The 17,552-nt window shown below is 48.3% G+C and carries 18 protein-coding genes; 16 read left to right on the top strand and 2 right to left on the bottom strand.

Translation table 11 applies throughout. From position 1 onward, the window contains the following. Positions 1-165: 165 nt before the first annotated feature. Both AC506A_RS14765 and AC506A_RS14760 read left to right on the top strand, forming a co-directional pair. Complete coding sequence (locus tag AC506A_RS14765; RefSeq protein WP_495461748.1) at positions 166-678, top strand: DinB family protein; 513 nt, start codon at positions 166-168, stop codon at positions 676-678. Beyond that, on the top strand, positions 665-1,195 hold the full coding sequence (locus AC506A_RS14760; RefSeq protein WP_495461747.1) for a hypothetical protein: 531 nt from the start codon (positions 665-667) through the stop codon (positions 1,193-1,195). The genes AC506A_RS14765 and AC506A_RS14760 overlap by 14 nt, the downstream gene beginning before the upstream one ends. Positions 1,196-1,246: 51 nt before the next feature. Here the strand turns inward: AC506A_RS14760 and AC506A_RS14755 are convergent, their stop codons facing one another. Further along, on the bottom strand, positions 1,247-1,726 hold the full coding sequence (locus AC506A_RS14755) for a DUF2975 domain-containing protein (protein ID WP_495461746.1): 480 nt from the start codon (positions 1,724-1,726) through the stop codon (positions 1,247-1,249). 280 nt (positions 1,727-2,006) lie between these two features. Here AC506A_RS14755 and AC506A_RS14750 point away from each other — a divergent pair, with 280 nt between their 5' ends. From AC506A_RS14750 to AC506A_RS14740, 3 genes are all read left to right on the top strand, one after another. Further along, positions 2,007-2,207 (top strand): cold-shock protein, encoded by a 201-nt coding sequence (locus tag AC506A_RS14750; protein ID WP_495461745.1) that lies wholly within the window; start codon positions 2,007-2,009, stop codon positions 2,205-2,207. A 92-nt stretch (positions 2,208-2,299) separates the two neighbouring features. Beyond that, positions 2,300-3,217: a phosphotriesterase family protein gene (locus AC506A_RS14745; RefSeq protein ID WP_495461744.1), complete on the top strand. Its 918-nt coding sequence runs from the start codon at positions 2,300-2,302 to the stop codon at positions 3,215-3,217. Positions 3,218-3,336: 119 nt separating this feature from the next. Beyond that, complete coding sequence (locus AC506A_RS14740; RefSeq protein ID WP_495461743.1) at positions 3,337-4,113, top strand: hypothetical protein; 777 nt, start codon at positions 3,337-3,339, stop codon at positions 4,111-4,113. Here AC506A_RS14740 and AC506A_RS14735 read toward each other — a convergent pair. Further along, the gene (locus AC506A_RS14735; protein ID WP_495461742.1) at positions 4,087-4,638 is read right to left on the bottom strand and encodes a VanZ family protein; all 552 of its coding nucleotides are present in this window, start codon (positions 4,636-4,638) and stop codon (positions 4,087-4,089) included. The two genes, AC506A_RS14740 and AC506A_RS14735, sit on opposite strands and share 27 nt — an antisense overlap. A 227-nt stretch (positions 4,639-4,865) precedes the next feature. Between AC506A_RS14735 and AC506A_RS14730 the strand changes: the two genes are divergently transcribed. The 11 genes from AC506A_RS14730 to AC506A_RS14680 all read left to right on the top strand — a co-directional run bounded on the left by AC506A_RS14730 (position 4,866) and on the right by AC506A_RS14680 (position 17,521). Then, a complete protein-coding gene (locus AC506A_RS14730) occupies positions 4,866-5,999 on the top strand; it encodes an NADH:flavin oxidoreductase (protein ID WP_495461741.1) in 1,134 nt (377 codons plus the stop codon). An 89-nt stretch (positions 6,000-6,088) separates the two neighbouring features. Further along, on the top strand, positions 6,089-6,346 hold the full coding sequence (locus tag AC506A_RS14725; protein ID WP_495461740.1) for a hypothetical protein: 258 nt from the start codon (positions 6,089-6,091) through the stop codon (positions 6,344-6,346). Positions 6,347-6,480: 134 nt separating this feature from the next. Continuing rightward, positions 6,481-7,938 (top strand): serine hydrolase domain-containing protein, encoded by a 1,458-nt coding sequence (locus tag AC506A_RS14720; RefSeq protein ID WP_495461739.1) that lies wholly within the window; start codon positions 6,481-6,483, stop codon positions 7,936-7,938. 71 nt (positions 7,939-8,009) lie between these two features. Further along, positions 8,010-8,819, top strand: coding sequence for an EcsC family protein (locus AC506A_RS14715; RefSeq protein ID WP_495461738.1), 810 nt, complete (start codon positions 8,010-8,012; stop codon positions 8,817-8,819). Between the two features lie 154 nt (positions 8,820-8,973). Further along, positions 8,974-9,102, top strand: coding sequence for a hypothetical protein (locus AC506A_RS14710; protein ID WP_495461737.1), 129 nt, complete (start codon positions 8,974-8,976; stop codon positions 9,100-9,102). A 357-nt stretch (positions 9,103-9,459) separates the two neighbouring features. Next, on the top strand, positions 9,460-13,668 hold the full coding sequence (locus AC506A_RS14705; RefSeq protein ID WP_495461736.1) for a fibronectin type III domain-containing protein: 4,209 nt from the start codon (positions 9,460-9,462) through the stop codon (positions 13,666-13,668). A 214-nt stretch (positions 13,669-13,882) separates the two neighbouring features. Further along, positions 13,883-15,070 (top strand): extracellular solute-binding protein, encoded by a 1,188-nt coding sequence (locus AC506A_RS14700; protein WP_495461735.1) that lies wholly within the window; start codon positions 13,883-13,885, stop codon positions 15,068-15,070. Positions 15,071-15,075: 5 nt separating this feature from the next. Then, on the top strand, positions 15,076-15,438 hold the full coding sequence (locus AC506A_RS14695; protein WP_495461734.1) for a VOC family protein: 363 nt from the start codon (positions 15,076-15,078) through the stop codon (positions 15,436-15,438). 53 nt (positions 15,439-15,491) lie between these two features. Then, positions 15,492-16,163, top strand: a complete 672-nt coding sequence (locus AC506A_RS14690) for an O-methyltransferase (RefSeq protein ID WP_495461733.1) — start codon at positions 15,492-15,494, stop codon at positions 16,161-16,163. A 29-nt stretch (positions 16,164-16,192) separates the two neighbouring features. After that, a complete protein-coding gene (locus AC506A_RS14685) occupies positions 16,193-16,987 on the top strand; it encodes an SDR family NAD(P)-dependent oxidoreductase (RefSeq protein ID WP_495461732.1) in 795 nt (264 codons plus the stop codon). A 36-nt stretch (positions 16,988-17,023) separates the two neighbouring features. Then, positions 17,024-17,521: a GyrI-like domain-containing protein gene (locus AC506A_RS14680; protein WP_495461731.1), complete on the top strand. Its 498-nt coding sequence runs from the start codon at positions 17,024-17,026 to the stop codon at positions 17,519-17,521. The last annotated feature ends 31 nt before the right edge of the window (positions 17,522-17,552 follow it).

Here is a 17,552-nt window from a genome sequence, read left to right as displayed (position 1 = left end):
AGCTGGCCATTCGATCGGCTGCCGTTGTCATTGAAGTATCGGGCAGACAGCTAAAAGGAATATTACTTCTCGATACTAAAGGCATGACTAAACAGGAAATAGTAAACCTCGGAAGCATTCAGGGATTTACAGTGGAAAGTGAGAATTCTCTTGTTAGGAGTGGTAATGATGACTAGCGTGAAGGAAGTTTTACTCGATCAGTTGGCGGCTTGTCATAACGATGAAAGTTGGTTTAAATCGTCTAAAACGATTTTAGATGATGTATGTGTGGCTGAAGCAATCTGGAAATCAGAGGGTAACTCAAGTTCCATCTGGGAGATTGTGAACCATCTCATTTACTGGAATGAAATGTGGCTAAGGCGATTTATTAACGATGATATAAGTGAGCAAAATGATATAGGAAATGATGAAACTTTTGAATTGGATCATACGAAGATGAACGACAATGGTTGGAAAGAGACCATAGAGCGATTAAGTAATAGCTTTTCAGAATGGCGAGAGATGATCACGAATTGTGAGGTTTCAAAACTGGAAAGAAGAATACCATCCTACTTCCATGCTCAGTGGTGGGGGGTCATCTCAAATTTGTGCATCCATAATGCGTACCATATCGGGCAAATGATGTTGTTGAAAAAGCAACTAAAACAGATCGAGGTGGCTGGTAATGGATTACATTAGGGACTACGCCATGTATGCATCCGTATTTGGCATGTTTAGTTTCGTGTGGTTTGGCTGGGCACAAGAAAATCCAAGAGCAAGCTGGCGAAAATATCTTGGCATTGCATCAGGTATTGCGTTAGTAGTGTGCTTAACAGGAGTCTATTTAAGCATTAAGAATTGGGATGCGCCATCCGCTTTGAATGAGGCGTCCTCCTACCGTGACTATTTGATTGCGTTTTATGGCGAATTTGTTTTGTCCGGTGCAGGTGCATTTGTATTGATCAGATTGAAGCGCAAGGCGTACATCGCGCCATGGATCGCTTTTATCGTCGGCATTCATTTTATTAGCTTGAAGAGCGTATTCGATGATCCCAGCTTATGGCTTCTGGCAGCGCTTATGGTTATCGTATCGATTGTAGCCGTAATTGTATCCCCCAAGCTCCGAGTGGCAAACAGCGCGATTACGGGGATTGGTGCCGGCACTGTATTATTCGCGTTTGCCCTATTAGGATTAATCCGATTTTTTTACACATGAAATTGTTGGGAAAATTTACAAAACGAAGGGCTGCCAGTTGGCAGCCCCACCTCAGACCGTCATATCATTTTCTGATTTGATGTTAATCGCTTCTTGCAGAAGCCGCTCTAGGATAGCTGCAAAAACGGCAATAACCAACGAAGCAAAAATGATGATGAGTCCCATTATTCCAATAGGAGGATCAACTTTCTTCGCTATAAAACGAAAGAGTGGCAAACCTAATACATACAAACCACTGATTGTAATCGCACAGTATTTTATGTTCTTTAATGCCTTTACAGATAATTCCGAGAACGCTGTATTGGCGTCAATGTACCGTAAAAGTGTGAAAGCCTGATAGAGAGCAATGTAAAAAGGTACAGCCGCTCCATACATCACGATGAAAACGAGATATTTCATTGGGGCAATAGTTGGATACGATGTTGCTGCGAAGTTCGCCATAGGGGGAACTAAAAATATACATAAAGCAAGGACCGGTAATCCTATAATAAAAACAGCTGCTTTTAAAAACAATGTTGGAACTTCTCTCAATAAAAACACCTCACGTTTTCATTTCATTTATGTAAGGACAACATGATTTTAGCATGGGATATATCGTTTTGCAATAAATTCGTATTGTTTATAACTATATTATTATTGTTATAAGAATATGCTTAAGATTACGCAAACGAGACAAGGGCAGAATACATTAATTATTTTTTAATTAGAAATACAAATTCCAACATATTTTTTGTCTTTTATGGGATATACTTGTGAATAGCTCGCTATCTAGGGGCATAATGTTTAAATTGATTTTGGAGGTTATTTGTTAATGGAAACAGGTTCTGTCAAATGGTTTAATGCGGAAAAAGGGTTTGGCTTCATTCAAAGGGAAAACGGCGACGATGTATTCGTTCATTTTTCTGCCATTCAGGGCGAAGGATTCAAAGCTTTGGACGAAGGGCAACGTGTTGAATTTAATGTCGTTAATGGCCAACGTGGACCTCAAGCGGAGAATGTTGTAAAACTGTAATGCTGAAAACAAGCCTGGTCTTGACGATATGTCAGGAACAGGCTTTTTGTTACCCCATGAAGTTGATTCAATTCAGAATAGAGGTGCTGTTAATGCTGCGAACGGTTACAGGTCTAATTACCGCACAGGAAGCAGGACGTATTTTGGCACATGAGCATGTGCTCGTAGGGTTTGTGGAAGAGGGGAAGCTTACACCGGAGATGTATGACCGTGACGAGGTGGTCACGTGCATCCTTCCGTATCTGTTGAAGTTGAAGGAAGCCGGATGCAGCACCATGGTGGACTGTGCACCGGAGTATTTGGGCCGGGACCCGTACGTTCTGCGGCGGCTGTCGGAATTGTCCGGCGTCCATCTGATCACGAACACCGGATTTTACAAGAAGCCGTATCTGCCTTCTTTCGTTCATGAAATTTCAGAACGAGACCTGGCTGAGATATGGATTCGTGAAGCGCGGGACGGAATCGGAGAGAGCGGCGTATATCCGGGTTATATCAAAATCGCGCTTAATGACGGAACGGTAATCGACGCTATGCAATTGAAGATCCTCCGTGCCGCTATACGAACCTCACTGGAAACCGGCCTGCCGATTCAGTGTCATACAATAGGCCATGATATCGCCCTGCATGCCTACGAGATTATGAAACTAGAGGAGTTCGATCAGGAGCGGTTCATTTGGGTGCATGCACAAACATTCAAAGTCACTGATGTATACAAGCGGATTGCGGAGGCAGGAGGTTGGATTTCCATCGACTCCATTTTGCCGGGGACATATGAGGAGCATGTGAGTCTACTAGGTCAGCTGCTCGAATGCGGCGTCGGTGACCGAGTGCTATTGTCTCAAGATACCGGCTGGTACAACGTAGGACAGCACAAAGGCGGAAATTTGCGTCCTTATCATCACTTATTTACTGACTTCTTCCCAGCGGCAGCGGCAGGTGGGCTCGAACCGCGTTGGCTGGAGCAATGCGTTACGAGCCATGCCTTTCAAGCGATGAGCAGGCGATCCTAAGGAATAAACATGGACTGAGGAGCTTGCTATTCATGGGGCTCCTCTTTCGTTTGTTCAACTGACGAGATTAGCGCAACTATGATGCTTATACGTCCGTCAGATAATAAGGAGGTGGCAGAATGAAACCATTCGTGATGATTCTTTTTCTACTAGTAACGCTTACTGGCTGCGGGGCGAATTTGCGCCTGGCATCTGGCGATCACAAAACGATCACTCACGATTTTGAACAGAACGGGCTTGCATTAAAAGCCAAGATAACGATTGGTGAAAATATTAAGGTAGAAGCATCGATTACCAATAACAGCGGGGAGACAATTATTTATAACGGGCGCTGCGGCATTCCCTTTATGGTATTTGTGAAAAAGGACGATGCTTATTCTCACCTTGTTGCAAGTGGTGAAAAAGTAGTAGTTTGTGACGATGTATTTGATCCGAATGATTTAAAGGAAATGGAGCCGAGCGAAACATTAGAAAAAAAGTTGACGTTTAAACGCGAGGTTAGCTTAACGAATGGAAGTTCGGTGCGAGCATTAAGTGGCATGTATGATGTGAATTTTTCATTCCAAATGCACGAGAAGGAGAGGTTCCTCTCCACCTTTCCTATTGAACTGGAAATGGAAAAAGAACCTGAAATCATGACTGTGGATCAAGCCAAAGCGAAGGCAAAAGAAAATAAAGAAGTTACGGAATGGTTTGGCGAACATGACAAAGAAAATATGTCCATCGAAGCAGAAGATGCCATTCTAAGCGATGGGATGTGGACAGTTATGTTTCACACTTTAAACAAAGACAAAGATGGTCAGTCAGATCGCATTATCATCAACATGGACGCCAAATCTGGAGAGATCAAGGGAGTTCATTATGAAGATTCAGAATCTCATCTTTATCATGAATAATAAATAGTATATAACCGGTAATCCTACGATAACAGAAAGTACGGTAATTGCAGTTTGTGCTTTCTTCTCATCTCGTAGTAGTAAAAGTAAAAACTTATACACTACAATACCAATCCATCCACCTAAACCATTTAGAATGATATCATCAATATCTGCTGCTCCAATGCCAAACAGTCCCTGAATGATTTCAACAACTAAACTCACCATACCTATAAACAACAGATTGCTTATTACTTTTGAATTGTTCTTAAATAATGACACATATACACCAAGGGGAATAAATAGAAGGATATTGCCAACCACATTACCCAAAGCGAAACTTCTTATATTAGCAGAGCTGGTAGATATAAATTCACTCATACTATAAAAAGGGATGAGATTAATGGATCTAACTAAAGTCCTTTGGCTGCTAAATAGCTCCGAAATCGATACTCGCGATAAGAACAATATTTTAATTAACACAAATAGGTAACAGATGAAAACACCATATAAAAAGATTTTTTTTATTCGTTCGCGTTTACGCATAGCTATCTCCTTGATTTTCACCGGATTCGATTTTCCAGTTCGATAGGAAGAGTATACCGTAGTTATTTAAACTTTTCGGGTGCGATTTCTTAACGATTTCTTAAGGTGGTCCAGATACCATTTTACATTAATGAGGGAATAGAATAAAATCTTCACGAAGAAGGAGATAATCTCCTTAAACAAGGAGTAAGCCTTTATAGAAAAAAAAGTGGTATGGAGGAACAACCATGACAAATCAATATAGCAATCAAGCAACGAACTCGCATTCCGTGGAAGTATTGTTCAGGCCTTTTACATTAGGTAATCTCAGCTTAGCTAACCGGATCGTGATGGCTCCGATGACGCGAGCCTTCTCACCGGGAGGTGTACCTGGACAGGACGTAGTGGATTATTACCGTAGACGCGCGGAAAATGGCGTTGGCCTGATCATTACGGAAGGCACGCTGATCAATCATCCAGCGGCAACCGACAATCCCAATATCCCTAATTTCCATGGAGAAGAAGCGCTTGCAGGCTGGAAACGCGTCGCTGACGCGGTGCACGAAGCGGGAGGGCGTATCGTGCCGCAGCTCTGGCATGTCGGGATGACCCGCAAGAACGGTTCGCTCCCTCATCCGGAAGCGCCATCGATTGGACCTTCAGGACTCAGTCTATTGGGGGAACAAGTGAATGAACCGATGACTCAGGCGGAAATCGATCAAGTCGTAGAAGCTTACGCACAATCGGCAGCCGACGCGAAACGGATTGGCTTCGACGGTATCGAACTCCACGGCGCCCATGGTTACCTGATCGACCAATTCCTCTGGGAGAAAACGAATCAACGCACGGATAAATACGGTGGCGATTTAAAGGCACGTACTCGATTTGCCGTCGAGATCATCGAAGCTTGCCGCCGCGCAGTAGGTCCTGACTTCCCGATCATCATTCGATTGTCGCAGTGGAAATCATCCGAATATACGGCCAAACTCGCTGCTACGCCCGAACTGCTCGGTCAATTACTCGCTCCTCTCGTGGAAGCGGGCGTGGATATATTCCACTGCTCAACTCGCAGGTTCTGGGAACCCGAGTTTGAAGGATCCAGCCTCAATTTCGCAGGATGGGTGAAAAAGTTAACGGACAAGCCTACGATCACTGTAGGGTCCGTCGGTCTCGATGATGAATTCTTGGGCTCCTTCAGAGGAAAAAGCGCAGGAACGTCCGACATCAGCGAACTGCTTGTCCGGTTAGAGCAGAACGAATTCGATCTCGTCGCTATTGGACGCGCCTTGTTGGTGGATCCTGCTTGGGCTGAGAAGGTTCGGGGCGAACGATTCAATGAACTACTTCCATTTTCCGCTGAAGCATTGAGGCGGTTGTACTAATTACGACGAAGCTGCGGGCATAATCGGCAGGTTCAAGTCCAAGAATTATCAATCACCTCGACATAACTTACGTTAAGGAGGTGGTACTCTTGGCTTTTACCCGGCGGTATACCTTGTCGGATTTGAATAATGAAGTTTATTATTTTGATCATAATTGGAGAAGAATTTTTGCGAATGGCCGCGCCGTCTATGTAGCAACGAAAAATAACGCTTCGCTTACCATTAGCTTTATTAACGCAAAGGGAAATAAGGTTCCCAAAGTGCTCCAAAAGTACAAAAAGGGAAGCAGAATTGTCGTGATCGGGCTTGCCGTGCATTCCCCCCCACATACAACCACAAACCTCTGAAATACGAAGGCAGCTGACTTTAGTCGGCTGTCTTTTTCCTATTCATAGGTGATTTGGTGCTGAAACAACCGCCGCAACTTTCCAGTATATTACAGCGTATGAATGATGTCGCTTATCCAGAGGGGGTTGATGAGATGGAAAATAGGTTTCAGCTGCCAAGATCAAAGCCGGAGGAACAAGGTGTTTCCTCTAAGGCTATTATGAAGTTTTTGGATGTCATCCGCGAGAACCATTGGGAGGTTCACGGCTTCATGCTGCTTCGCCACGGGCATGTTATTGCCGAGGGCTGGTGGGCACCGTATCAAAATAACATTCCGCATGCGCTGTATTCTCTGAGCAAAAGCATCGTGTCTACAGCGATCGGTTTCGCCGAAGCAGAAGGGCTGCTCTCATTGGACGATCGGATCGTCGACCTCTTTCCCGAAGATCTACCGGAGACAATGTCCGAGAACTTGTCCGCGATGAAGATTCGGCATTTGCTAACGATGGCGACTGGACATACGAATGGAGTCGACTTCTGGGCATGCGAAAGCGGTAATTGGGTGAGGTATTTCCTAGAAACGCCTGTTGAACACGTTCCAGGTACGTATTTCGCTTATAATACATGCGCTACATACATGCTGTGTGCCATCATACACCGTATTACTGGGCAATCGATCGAAGATTTTCTCGATGAACGCTTATTCGTTCCACTGGGTCTGTCGAAAGCGACGTGGGAGTTGTGTCCACGAGGAATCGCGTACGCTGGAATGAACTTTAGCTTAACGAGCGAAGACATCGCCAAGTTCGGACAGCTTTACTTGCAACGCGGAGAGTGGAGAGGCAAGCAACGGCTGCCTGCGAGTTGGGTCGACGAGGCTTCCGCTTATCAAGTTTCTAATGGCGACGATGAGAATAACGACTTCTCGCAAGGCTATGGCTATCAATTTTGGCGATGCCGGCATAATTCCTATCGGGCGGACGGCGCATTCGGCCAATTTTGCCTCGTGATGCCTGATCAAGATGCAGTGCTCGCCGTCTTCTCCGGAACGGATTATAAGCATGAATTGGTCGGTTCCGTATGGGAGACGCTGTTACCGGGTATGTCACAGGGAGTACTGGCCCCGGATGAAGCCGCTTGTAGGGAACTAACCGTTCGGTTGAACGATCTTCGAATCGATGTATGCCTGGAGGAAACCGAGTCCAAGGTCGAGCGGCTCATCCAAGGTAAGGTCTATGCGATGGAGCCAAACCGTGAGCATATCAAGACGGTATCTTTACGGTTCGACGAGCGGGAAACCGCATTGGTTATCCGGAATAACTTTGGGGAACAACCCGTCCGATTGGGACGCGGATCGTGGATCCTGAGCGATCTACGTGTATCTGAACCAGGTGATGGAGTAGCTAAGAAGGTCGCGGGGACATTCAGATGGATTGACGACGATACGCTTGAGATTCATCTGGTTTTCGTGGAGACATCGTTTAGGCATAGAATGGTTTATCGGGTGGAAGAGGGTAGACTCGAGCTCGAACTATCTTCGAATATTTATTGGGATTGGTTACCTCAACACGCCGTCAAGATCCACGGGGTTCGTGATACCGATCAGAATTAATTGAAACTTCGCGGTGCATTTTACAGTATGTATGGTTCAAGGGAAATTACAGAAGAGGTGTCCACACCATAATGACGAATACAGAAACCGCAGATTATTTAAAAACGGAATTAAGACAAATCGAACGATGGGAACAAGATCAGAAGGGTCTCTTTTTCTGGGAAAAGCTCGGCAGGCTGCCCTTTGCCCTCCTGGACCGGATCACCCCGAAGTTCATTCAGGAGAAAATAGGAACGGCGCTTGACGAGCTCGGAAGCTACGTCCAGAGCGGCGGGCGCTATCTGATCAGCAAGGAGCAGATGTACCGCAAATTTTTTCCGAATGCGGAGCGAGATGAACCGGTTGCTTTAGAGCGGATCGGTCAGCTTCCGCTGGGCAGAATGGATGAGATGGCCGATCGCGTGATCCAAACAAGCAGCAAGACGGCGACGGTGCAAGGCGCGACTACGGGAATCGGAGGGATTTTCACACTGGCCATCGACATTCCGCTCCTGCTCGGCATCTCACTTAAAGCGCTGCAGGAGATCGCGATCAGCTACGGCTATGACCCAACCGAGCAGTCAGAGCGGGTGTTTATCGTCAAGTGCATGCAGTTTGCGTCCGCAGACATCGTCGGCAAGAAAGCGATACTGGATGATTTGGCTGCGTTCCATTCGGGGGAGAAAAGCGGGCAAGTCATGTCCCAGCTGCAGGGCTGGCGCGAGGTCATGCTTACGTACAGGGACAATTTTGGATGGAAAAAGATGTTCCAGATGATTCCGATCGCAGGCATTCTATTCGGTGCTTATCTGAACCGCTCCACCCTTCAAGACGTCGCTGAAGCAGGCAGAATGATGTATCGCAAGCGCAGAATTCTCGAGAAATTGAAAGAGGGAGTCTGATCACTCGGGTGAAACGAGGCGAGATAGTTGAATCTTGTTACCATTCAGAGATATGACAAGCTAAGAGATAAAGCTCAAATGATACGGCACCGCTTTCGTGAAATATCTTGTTAATGTGATCCTCAGCAGAGGAGAAGAGAAGGTTAAACTTGAAGTGTCTAAAGGTCATTTCGCGAAGAGCTTGTATGAGAAGCTAGGGTTTAAAGAAATGGATTACTACCATCAATATGTGAAATATTTCAGACCTGAAACAAGGCTTAGCGCTCCACCGGACAATTATTAACGTTTAAGAAAAAGAGGGCTGTAGGGGATCAATCCCCTATAGCCCTTCTTTCGCATGGGTTGAAATGGATGTAGATTTGTCCATTTTATAGGAGAAATTCAAAAAAGTGCATGAAATCGAAAAAATCATACACGCGGACTATCCACATAGAGAGGCTTTCAACTATTGTACACTTTCAGACTCTGCTATCAGCCTGTAGCATGTAAAACAAGCGTATGGCAAGCGCTTACATTTGTTAGTTGCGAAAGGAGCTGATTCAAGCTTATTAAACATCCGACACATGCAGCATGATTCATGCAGAAGCTCGGCAAAGGAATCATCGTGCAGTACACATGAGGAAAAAGGAGTTGTGATAAAGTGAAAAGATTCAAATTCCGCAAGCGAAATTTATGCTCAAGTGTAGCTCTGCTGCTTCCGTTATTATCGCTATTCTTATCTGTCGTTGCAGTACCTGTAGCCAATGCAGCAAGCTTCAATATTACCTCATTCGGAGCTAATGGCGGAGATGCTGTGGATGATACGCAGGCCATCAACAATGCGATCACGGCAGCGGCCAGCGGCGACACCGTTTACTTCCCATCCGGCACCTATTATACGTCGGGATCTATTGTCGCGAAGTCAGGCGTTAAACTGATTGGTCAAAGCAAATCGACAACCATCATCAAATATAACGGCACGACGGACAACAATATGATTTCGCTCAGCGGTAAAACAGGCGTTGAAATCGCACAGCTCACCATCGACGGCAACAGCAACAATCATGTTGTTTCCGGTATCTGGGGCGAGCCCGGCGGCAGTCATTATATTCATGATAACATCATCAAGGATCTGACCAAATCGGATGGATTCGCTCCTTTTGGCATCCTGTTGTCGGCTTCCTCGGACTCGATCATTGCCAATAATACGATTTCGAATATCGGTGTCAACTCCGAATGGGGCGCAGGCATTCGTGCCGGCTGGAACTCGAACAATACGAAGTTCCTGAACAATACGATCTCTAACACGGGCCGTGGCGGCATCTTTGCAAGCGACGGCTGTAACGGGGTTGTCGTGAAAGGCAACACGATCACGGGATCGGGCGTCAACGCGCACGGCCTCTCGATCGAGCTGCACACGAACTGCAATAATTCCGTCATTGAAGACAACAACGTCGACCACTGGATCAGCGCCGTTCGATCCGAGTCGATCGCGGTTCGGCGCAATGTCGTTCATACTACGGCGGGCACGGTCAAGGGCATGGGACTAGAGGTTATGGTGACGCACGGCGTCACGACCGACAACTTAGTCGATGGCGGCCAGCAAGTCGGCATGCAGCAATCCCCGGGTACCGGCTACCAATATTGGGGCTATAACACCGTTCAGAACATCGTCATGTGGGGCATGCAGCTTCAAGGCGAGGGAACAGGCGAGACGGAGCAGTACCAATACTTCTATAAGAATACGTTCAAAAACGGACCGAATAACAACCCGGCTGCCGCTTATCCCGGCTATGCCGGCAACGCGATCCGCATTCACGGCAATTCGAAAAATCTTACCTTCGACAGCAACATTATAACGAACAACGGAGGCAAAGCGATCGAGATTACGACGGCCTCCGGCACGGATCGGCTCAGCTTCATCAACAACACGATTACGGGCAATGCCGGAGCATCCATCGATCAATATCCATCCTCGGCGGCCGATCTTGAATGGTCGGGCAACACGGTTAGCGGCAACGGAACCAACACGCAGCTGACGAGCCGCGGCTTCAGCGATCCGAAGCCCGTCGCGAATTTCAGCGCCCCGCTGTCCGTGCAGCTTGGTCAGCCAGTTACATTCACCAACTCATCTACGGACAACGGCACCATCGTAGAGAAGCTGTGGGATCTAGGCGAAGGTCCTCCGGTAACGTCAACAAGCCCGACGTACACTTACCAGAACGCGGGCAACTATCGCGTGACGCTCGTCGTTTGGGACAATACGGGCCGGGCAAGCCTGAAGGAGCAGATGATTAACGTCTATGCCGGTCCACCGGATACGCAAGCGCCAACGGCGCCGACGGTTTCCTCCCCCTCCAAATCGAACGTAACCGTGGACCTGTCCTGGTCCGGCGCGACCGATAACGTCGGCGTCATCGGCTACGATGTCTATAAAGGCGGCACGCTTTATAGTTCCACGTCCGCGACGTCCTTAACTGTCAACGGATTAACGCCTAGCACGGCCTACAGCTTTACCGTTAAGGCGAAGGATGCGGCAGGCAACGTGTCGGCTGCCAGCAACACGCTGAACGTCACGACGGACGTAGGCGATACGCAAGCGCCGACGACACCGACAGGCCTGACGGTCACCGACGTAACGGATACGACCGTAACCCTCGCCTGGTCGCCATCCACCGATAACATGGGCGTAACCGGGTATGACATCTACACCGGAGCGACCGTGGTCGGATCGACAACCGGTGCCATCAATACGTTCAAAACCGTAATCGGGTTGACGCCTAACACGGCCTATACGTTTACCGTCAAAGCGAAGGATGCTTCGAACAACGTATCGGCGGCGAGCAATACCGCGTCCGCTACTACCGATCCAGCCGCTAACTGGACCGCTTGCGCAGGCGAGAACCAAACATGCAGCTTTACCGGCACCAAAGAGGTTCGTTATGGCGCGAACGGCAGCTATAACTACGGCATTTTCACGAGCTCGGTCGTTTGCTCGAACAACCAATTCGGCGATCCGGCTCCGGGCGCCTACAAGTCCTGCGACGTGAATTTAGCCGGAACCGGCAGCGGTGACACGACTGCACCTACTGCTCCCGGCAGTCTTACGTCCCCATCCAAAACGAGCACAAGCGTTAACCTGTCCTGGGCCTCTTCGACGGATAACGTAGCCGTAACAGGTTACGATGTGTACAACGGCTCCACGCTGGCTGGCACGACGGCTGGAACGACTTTCACGGTTAGCGGTCTAACCGCAGGTACGGCCTATTCCTTTACCATTAAAGCAAAAGATGCGGCTGGCAATACCTCCGCCGCAAGCAATACGCTCAGCGTTACGACGAATGCCGCGGCGGATACGCAGGCGCCGACTGCGCCGAGCGGACTCACCTCTCCGTCGAAGACGGGCACAAGCGTGAACCTCTCCTGGACGGCTTCGACCGACAATGTCGGCGTGACCGGCTATGAGGTATATAGAGGCTCTACGCTGGTAGGCACGCCGACCGGAACCACCTTTACGGATTCCGGATTGACGGCAAGCACAACCTACTCTTTCACCGTAAAAGCGAAGGATGCGGCTGGCAACCTGTCGGCGGCGAGCGGAGCGCTCAGCGTCACGACGAACGCCGCGACGGATACGCAGGCGCCAACCGCGCCGACAGCCCTCGCTTCGCCTTCGAAGACGAGCACGAGCGTCAGTCTGTCTTGGACGGCATCGACCGACAATGTCGGCGTAACCGGTTATGACATTTACAACGGAAGCGTGCTTGCAGGCTCTTCCACCGGCACGACGTTTACTGTCTCCGGCTTGACGGCGAATACGTCCTACTCGTTTACCGTGAAAGCGAAGGACGCAGCGGGCAACATCTCTCCGGCCAGCAGCGCGCTTAGCGTCACGACAAGCAGCTCGGCTGCGGCGAATTGGGTGAACTGCGCAGGGGAGAACAATACCTGTTCCTTTAGTGGAACGAAAGAAGTCCGTTATGGGGCGAATGGTTCTTACGCATACGGTACTTTCACGAATTCCGTCTATTGCGGTAACAGCACATTCGGCGATCCGATTCCAGGCTCTTACAAAACTTGCGACGTGAACCAAGGCGGAGGCGGCGGTGCCGATACGCAAGCGCCTACTGCGCCAGCCAATCTGTCATCACCATCGAAGACATCTACGAGCGTAAGTCTGTCATGGACGACTTCGACCGACAATGTGGGTGTGACAGGCTATGATGTCTTCAGTGGAACGACTTTGGTCGGTTCCGCTACAGGAACAGCGTTCACAGTTAGCGGTCTATCACCGAATACAGCCTACTCCTTCTCTGTGAAAGCCAAGGATGCAGTCGGCAATATATCTTCTGCCAGCACGTCGATCAGTGTGACGACGAATGCTTCAGGCGGCAGCGGCGCGGGCAGCGTCATTCTCGAGTATTGGACCGGCATCTCCGGTACGAGTGTCAGCAGCATTCCGACAGGTACAGCGCCTTCGGGAACAACGTTGTTAACGAGCCTTGAAGGAGCCACGAACTGGGCGGATAACTACGGTGATCGCATTCGCGGTTATATCACACCTGCAACTAGCGGTACCTACACCTTCTACATTGCAAGTGATGATTCATCACAGCTGTGGCTCAGCACGAACAACAGTCCGTCGAACGTTTCAATGATTGCCAGCGTCTATGAATACACGGGCGTTCGTGAATGGAACAAACACAGTGCCCAGCAGTCGGCATCCATTACATTGACCGCCGGACAGCCTTATTATTTTGAAATCTTGCATAAAGACGGTGGCGGCGGGGATAATCTAGCCGTCGGTTGGACCGGACCTGGCATCTCGACGATTACGGTCATCGGCTCCAGCTATCTATCCCAATACTAAGTTCATGAACGTTTAGCTGCTGGATGGCCTAACTTCTTGACCTCCGGTCTCGCATTCGTGCGGGATCGGAGGTTTTTTCCTGCGTGTTCCGTTATATTTCGCTTTCACCTGGGGGATCAACTTGTTACAAATAAAGGAAATTTTCTATGAGAGTAGAATATAAATAGCAGATTTGATTTCCGCTACCAGCATCCCAACACAAGGAGAAGTGAAAATGGAGCTAGTTGTACACATCGACGAACCGTGGCAAAAAGAAGCAATTGAAGGAGTTGCGCGGCGTTTCGAAGCGTTGCACCCCGAAGTGAGGATTAGAGTAGAAGTTGTGCCTAACGGAGAGATCCGTACCGCCTTATACAAGGGGGAATCCGATGCCGATCTTGTCCAGTTGTTCAATGGAGACATTATCGACTGCGGCAAAGATGGACTATTGCTTGATCTACGAGAATGGTTAAATCAGAACTTCGAGATAAGAGGGTTGTTTCAGCCTTCGATCTTCAACCTGATCGAGCAGGGCGGGCGAATCGATGTACTTCCGCTAAGTGCTACCATGAAAGGAATCTTCTTTAACAAGAGATGGTTTGATAAGGCGGGTATTCCTTACCCGGCGGAAGGCTGGACCTGGAATGATTTTGAAGATGCAGCAGTTCGATTGCAAGACGAGAATGTGAACGAAGGCGAAAATCGTTTTGCAGCTCGTATCTCGTTTCATCATGAGTATATTGGGCTGTTACTGCTCACTGCCGGTACTAGCTGGTTTTCACCTGACAGAAGCAGAGCCTCCGGCTATACAAACAGTCCCCAAGCGATACAAGCTGTACAGTGGGCAGTTGATCTAGTTCGCAAACACCAAGTTGCACGGGAAACCCAGGATTTTTTTGTGAATAGTGATTTGATTCATAACGATGTCGGGATGATTCTGGATTATTACGTAATGCTGCATGAAATAGAGCCTCATTTGAAGCATGATCTCGGTATTGCTGGATTACCGCAATTTCAACGGGGACAAGTGGTAAACGAGCCGTGGGTGTGCGGGTTCGGCATTTCGTCAAAAACAGCTGATCCTGAATTAGCCCAGTCCCTGCTTCGTGAATTGATATGCACCAACAATGAGTTAACTCGACTAGTAACGGAAGGGTCGATTGCAGCTCTGCATGCTGTATTTTCGGCTGTAGGCCACGACCTAGATCCTCTGCGTAATGCTATATTGGCCCAGCTCGCGAATAGTGCGCAGCTTCCGACTTCAGCAGGTAACTCGACTGTCTTTCAATTGTTGGACGATTACGTGAATCCTGCATTGGCACGTATCTTATTTGAGGGCGCTGAAGTTAAGGAGTCTCTGGACGATCTGGCTTCCTTGCTGGACGGTAAACTTCAAGATCAGTTATCTATTAGTAGGAGGTAATCGAAATGCTAGAGCAAGCAGTGACTACACCAATTAAACCAGTCGTTCCGGCAATCTTCATTAATGTAACGAATGTAAGGAAGTCAGTTGACTGGTACTGCAACTTGCTGGGTCTAACGATTCCGGAGGAAACCAGAGAGGGCATGCATATCTTCGATTTAAGTGGAAGTCAGTGCTCTAATATTTTTCTGAAAAAGAGAGATGAAGTGATTCCGTCTGCTGAGCCGCTGTTCAGTTTAACCGCACCTGATAATGAAGCGACTTTCCAATTTCTAACCCAGCTCGGGGTGGAGATTATACATAGGGATGAAGAAGTGATTCATTTTAAAGATTTGGATGGGAACGTGCTGATGTCCTGCTCGATCTAGGAATCGAATACACTGGAAGCAGAAGTTCATTATGAGAAGGAGAAGTGATCATTATGAATGAAGCTGTTGTATGGGGGAAGGTTGATCAGTATATTGAGGAGCGGCTGATGGAGCAGGATCCTATTCTCGAGAAGGTGTTAGCCACCAATCAAGAGGCGGGGCTGCCGGCGATTGATGTCTCTCCTATGCAAGGCAAATTTCTGAATTTGCTCGTACAGCTGCATGGCTCCAAACGAATTCTGGAGATCGGCACATTGGGCGGTTACAGTACCATTTGGTTAGCGAGAGCGCTGCCGTCTGATGGCCAAATCGTCACTTTGGAGCTCGACCCCCATCATGCACAGATAGCAGCGGCTAATCTATCTCTTGCACAGGTGCACGATAGGGTTGAAATTCGTGTCGGGGAAGCCTTGGTGCAGCTGGCTCTCATGCGGGACGAAGGTGTGGAGGCATTTGATTTCATCTTTATCGATGCGGATAAACCGAACAATCCTAATTATCTGAAATGGGCCCTTCACTTCTCCCACCCTGGAACTGTCATTGTTGGCGATAATGTCGTTCGTGGAGGCGAAGTCCTGGACGAGAATAACCCGGATCCACGCGTAATAGGAATAAGGCAGTTCTATGATCTCTTGGCAGAAGAGATTAGAATTACAGCCACAGCGATTCAAACCGTTGGCAGCAAAGGATACGATGGCTTCATGATTGGTATAGTTACAAACTGAATGTAAGTCATCGTATGGGAGAGGATTGCATGTCGGAAGCAACAAGGCTGCTGGATGGCAAAATAGCGCTAGTAACGGGTGCCGGCAGTGGGCTCGGGCGGGCAATAGCCATCGGATTGGTAGAACAAGGAGCGAAGCTCGTACTGGTAGGTCGCAGAGCGGCGAAGTTGGAAGACACGGCAGCATTAATCAGTGAACAAGGCGGAATGGCCTACAAGGTCGTGGCGGATATTTCCAAGCTGGATGAGGTAGAGGCCATGGCTCGGCACATCTTCTCGAATTACGGTGTTCCGGCCGTTGTCGTGAATGCAGCAGGCGTGTTTAAAGAAATCGGTCCGATTCTGGAAAGCGATCCAACAGGATGGATGGAAACGATGATGATTAATACGATCAGTCCTTATTTCATCTGCAGAGTAATGGCAGGAGAAATGGTGAAGGCGGGATGGGGGCGAATTATTAACGTTACATCCGCGGCATCGCTGGCCGAGCCTGAGGGGACGAACAGTGCCTATGCTACGAGTAAAGTCGCTTTAAATCATTTTACGAGACAGCTGGCTGCTGAACTTAGCGGCACAGGTGTGACTGCGAACGTGTTTCACCCCGGAGAAGTGAAAACGGAAATGTTCGAAGCCATTCGGGATAACGTTCGCGTGCCCGGTGAGCTGCAGGATTGGGTGGCTTGGGTGGAGAGGACCGGCGGTGATTCACCTGCGAAGTCTGTCCAACTCATTGCCGACTTGCTCAAGCCGGAATCGGATTCGATTACCGGTCGATTTCTATGGATCGAAGACGGTCTGAAGAAACCCCAATATAGCTGGGATTAGCAGCGTTGATCATTGTGAGAGAGTAGGGAGGCGAGTATGGAAGCTTTAATAGTGGAGAAAGCAGCTGCGAAATTGATCGGATTAGCTACAAACGTAACACTCTACGATGTGCAGCAGAACAGAACAACGATTCAGCTGGCATCGAGGTTCCTGGAGAGACGATCGGAAATTGACAGTGAGATCAATGAAAGAGAAGTGTTTGGGCTCTGTACGGACCCTGAGGACTACAATCCGGAAACCGACCTATTCGAATTCTTTATTGGTGTAGAGGTATCCTCTGATGAGCACATTCCAGACGGAATGGTTGTTAGAGAGATCCCCGCGAATACGTATGTCTCCTTTACATTCCTCGGTCCCTTCGAGAATGCCGGCGCCGTACATGCTTACTTATACTCAACTTGGTTAAGGCAAAGTGAATACGAGCTCGCAGGCCTATATAATATTGAAGTTTATGATGAACGAAATCATGGTCCCGAGTCCGAGGACTCCGTAACGGATATTTATTTTCCGGTTCGCAAGAAATCCAGCGGCTAACAACAGCAAAGGCAGTCGATCATTTGATCGG

This window comes from Paenibacillus sp. N22P23 (genome assembly GCF_059383735.1).
Note: the sequence above shows the minus strand (reverse complement) of the source record. Positions and strands in the feature narration are given on the sequence as shown.

Bases quoted from the DNA above. Each gene is read 5' to 3' on its own strand.
- AC506A_RS14765 (WP_495461748.1), top strand. From the start codon at position 166: ATGATGACTAGCGTGAAGGAAGTTTTACTCGATCAGTTGGCGGCTTGT.
- AC506A_RS14760 (WP_495461747.1), top strand. From the start codon at position 665: ATGGATTACATTAGGGACTACGCCATGTATGCATCCGTATTTGGCATG.
- AC506A_RS14750 (WP_495461745.1), top strand. From the start codon at position 2,007: ATGGAAACAGGTTCTGTCAAATGGTTTAATGCGGAAAAAGGGTTTGGC.
- AC506A_RS14745 (WP_495461744.1), top strand. From the start codon at position 2,300: ATGCTGCGAACGGTTACAGGTCTAATTACCGCACAGGAAGCAGGACGT.
- AC506A_RS14740 (WP_495461743.1), top strand. From the start codon at position 3,337: ATGAAACCATTCGTGATGATTCTTTTTCTACTAGTAACGCTTACTGGC.
- AC506A_RS14735 (WP_495461742.1), bottom strand. From the start codon at position 4,638: ATGCGTAAACGCGAACGAATAAAAAAAATCTTTTTATATGGTGTTTTC.
- AC506A_RS14730 (WP_495461741.1), top strand. From the start codon at position 4,866: ATGACAAATCAATATAGCAATCAAGCAACGAACTCGCATTCCGTGGAA.
- AC506A_RS14720 (WP_495461739.1), top strand. From the start codon at position 6,481: ATGGAAAATAGGTTTCAGCTGCCAAGATCAAAGCCGGAGGAACAAGGT.
- AC506A_RS14715 (WP_495461738.1), top strand. From the start codon at position 8,010: ATGACGAATACAGAAACCGCAGATTATTTAAAAACGGAATTAAGACAA.
- AC506A_RS14700 (WP_495461735.1), top strand. From the start codon at position 13,883: ATGGAGCTAGTTGTACACATCGACGAACCGTGGCAAAAAGAAGCAATT.
- AC506A_RS14695 (WP_495461734.1), top strand. From the start codon at position 15,076: ATGCTAGAGCAAGCAGTGACTACACCAATTAAACCAGTCGTTCCGGCA.
- AC506A_RS14690 (WP_495461733.1), top strand. From the start codon at position 15,492: ATGAATGAAGCTGTTGTATGGGGGAAGGTTGATCAGTATATTGAGGAG.
- AC506A_RS14685 (WP_495461732.1), top strand. From the start codon at position 16,193: ATGTCGGAAGCAACAAGGCTGCTGGATGGCAAAATAGCGCTAGTAACG.
- AC506A_RS14680 (WP_495461731.1), top strand. From the start codon at position 17,024: ATGGAAGCTTTAATAGTGGAGAAAGCAGCTGCGAAATTGATCGGATTA.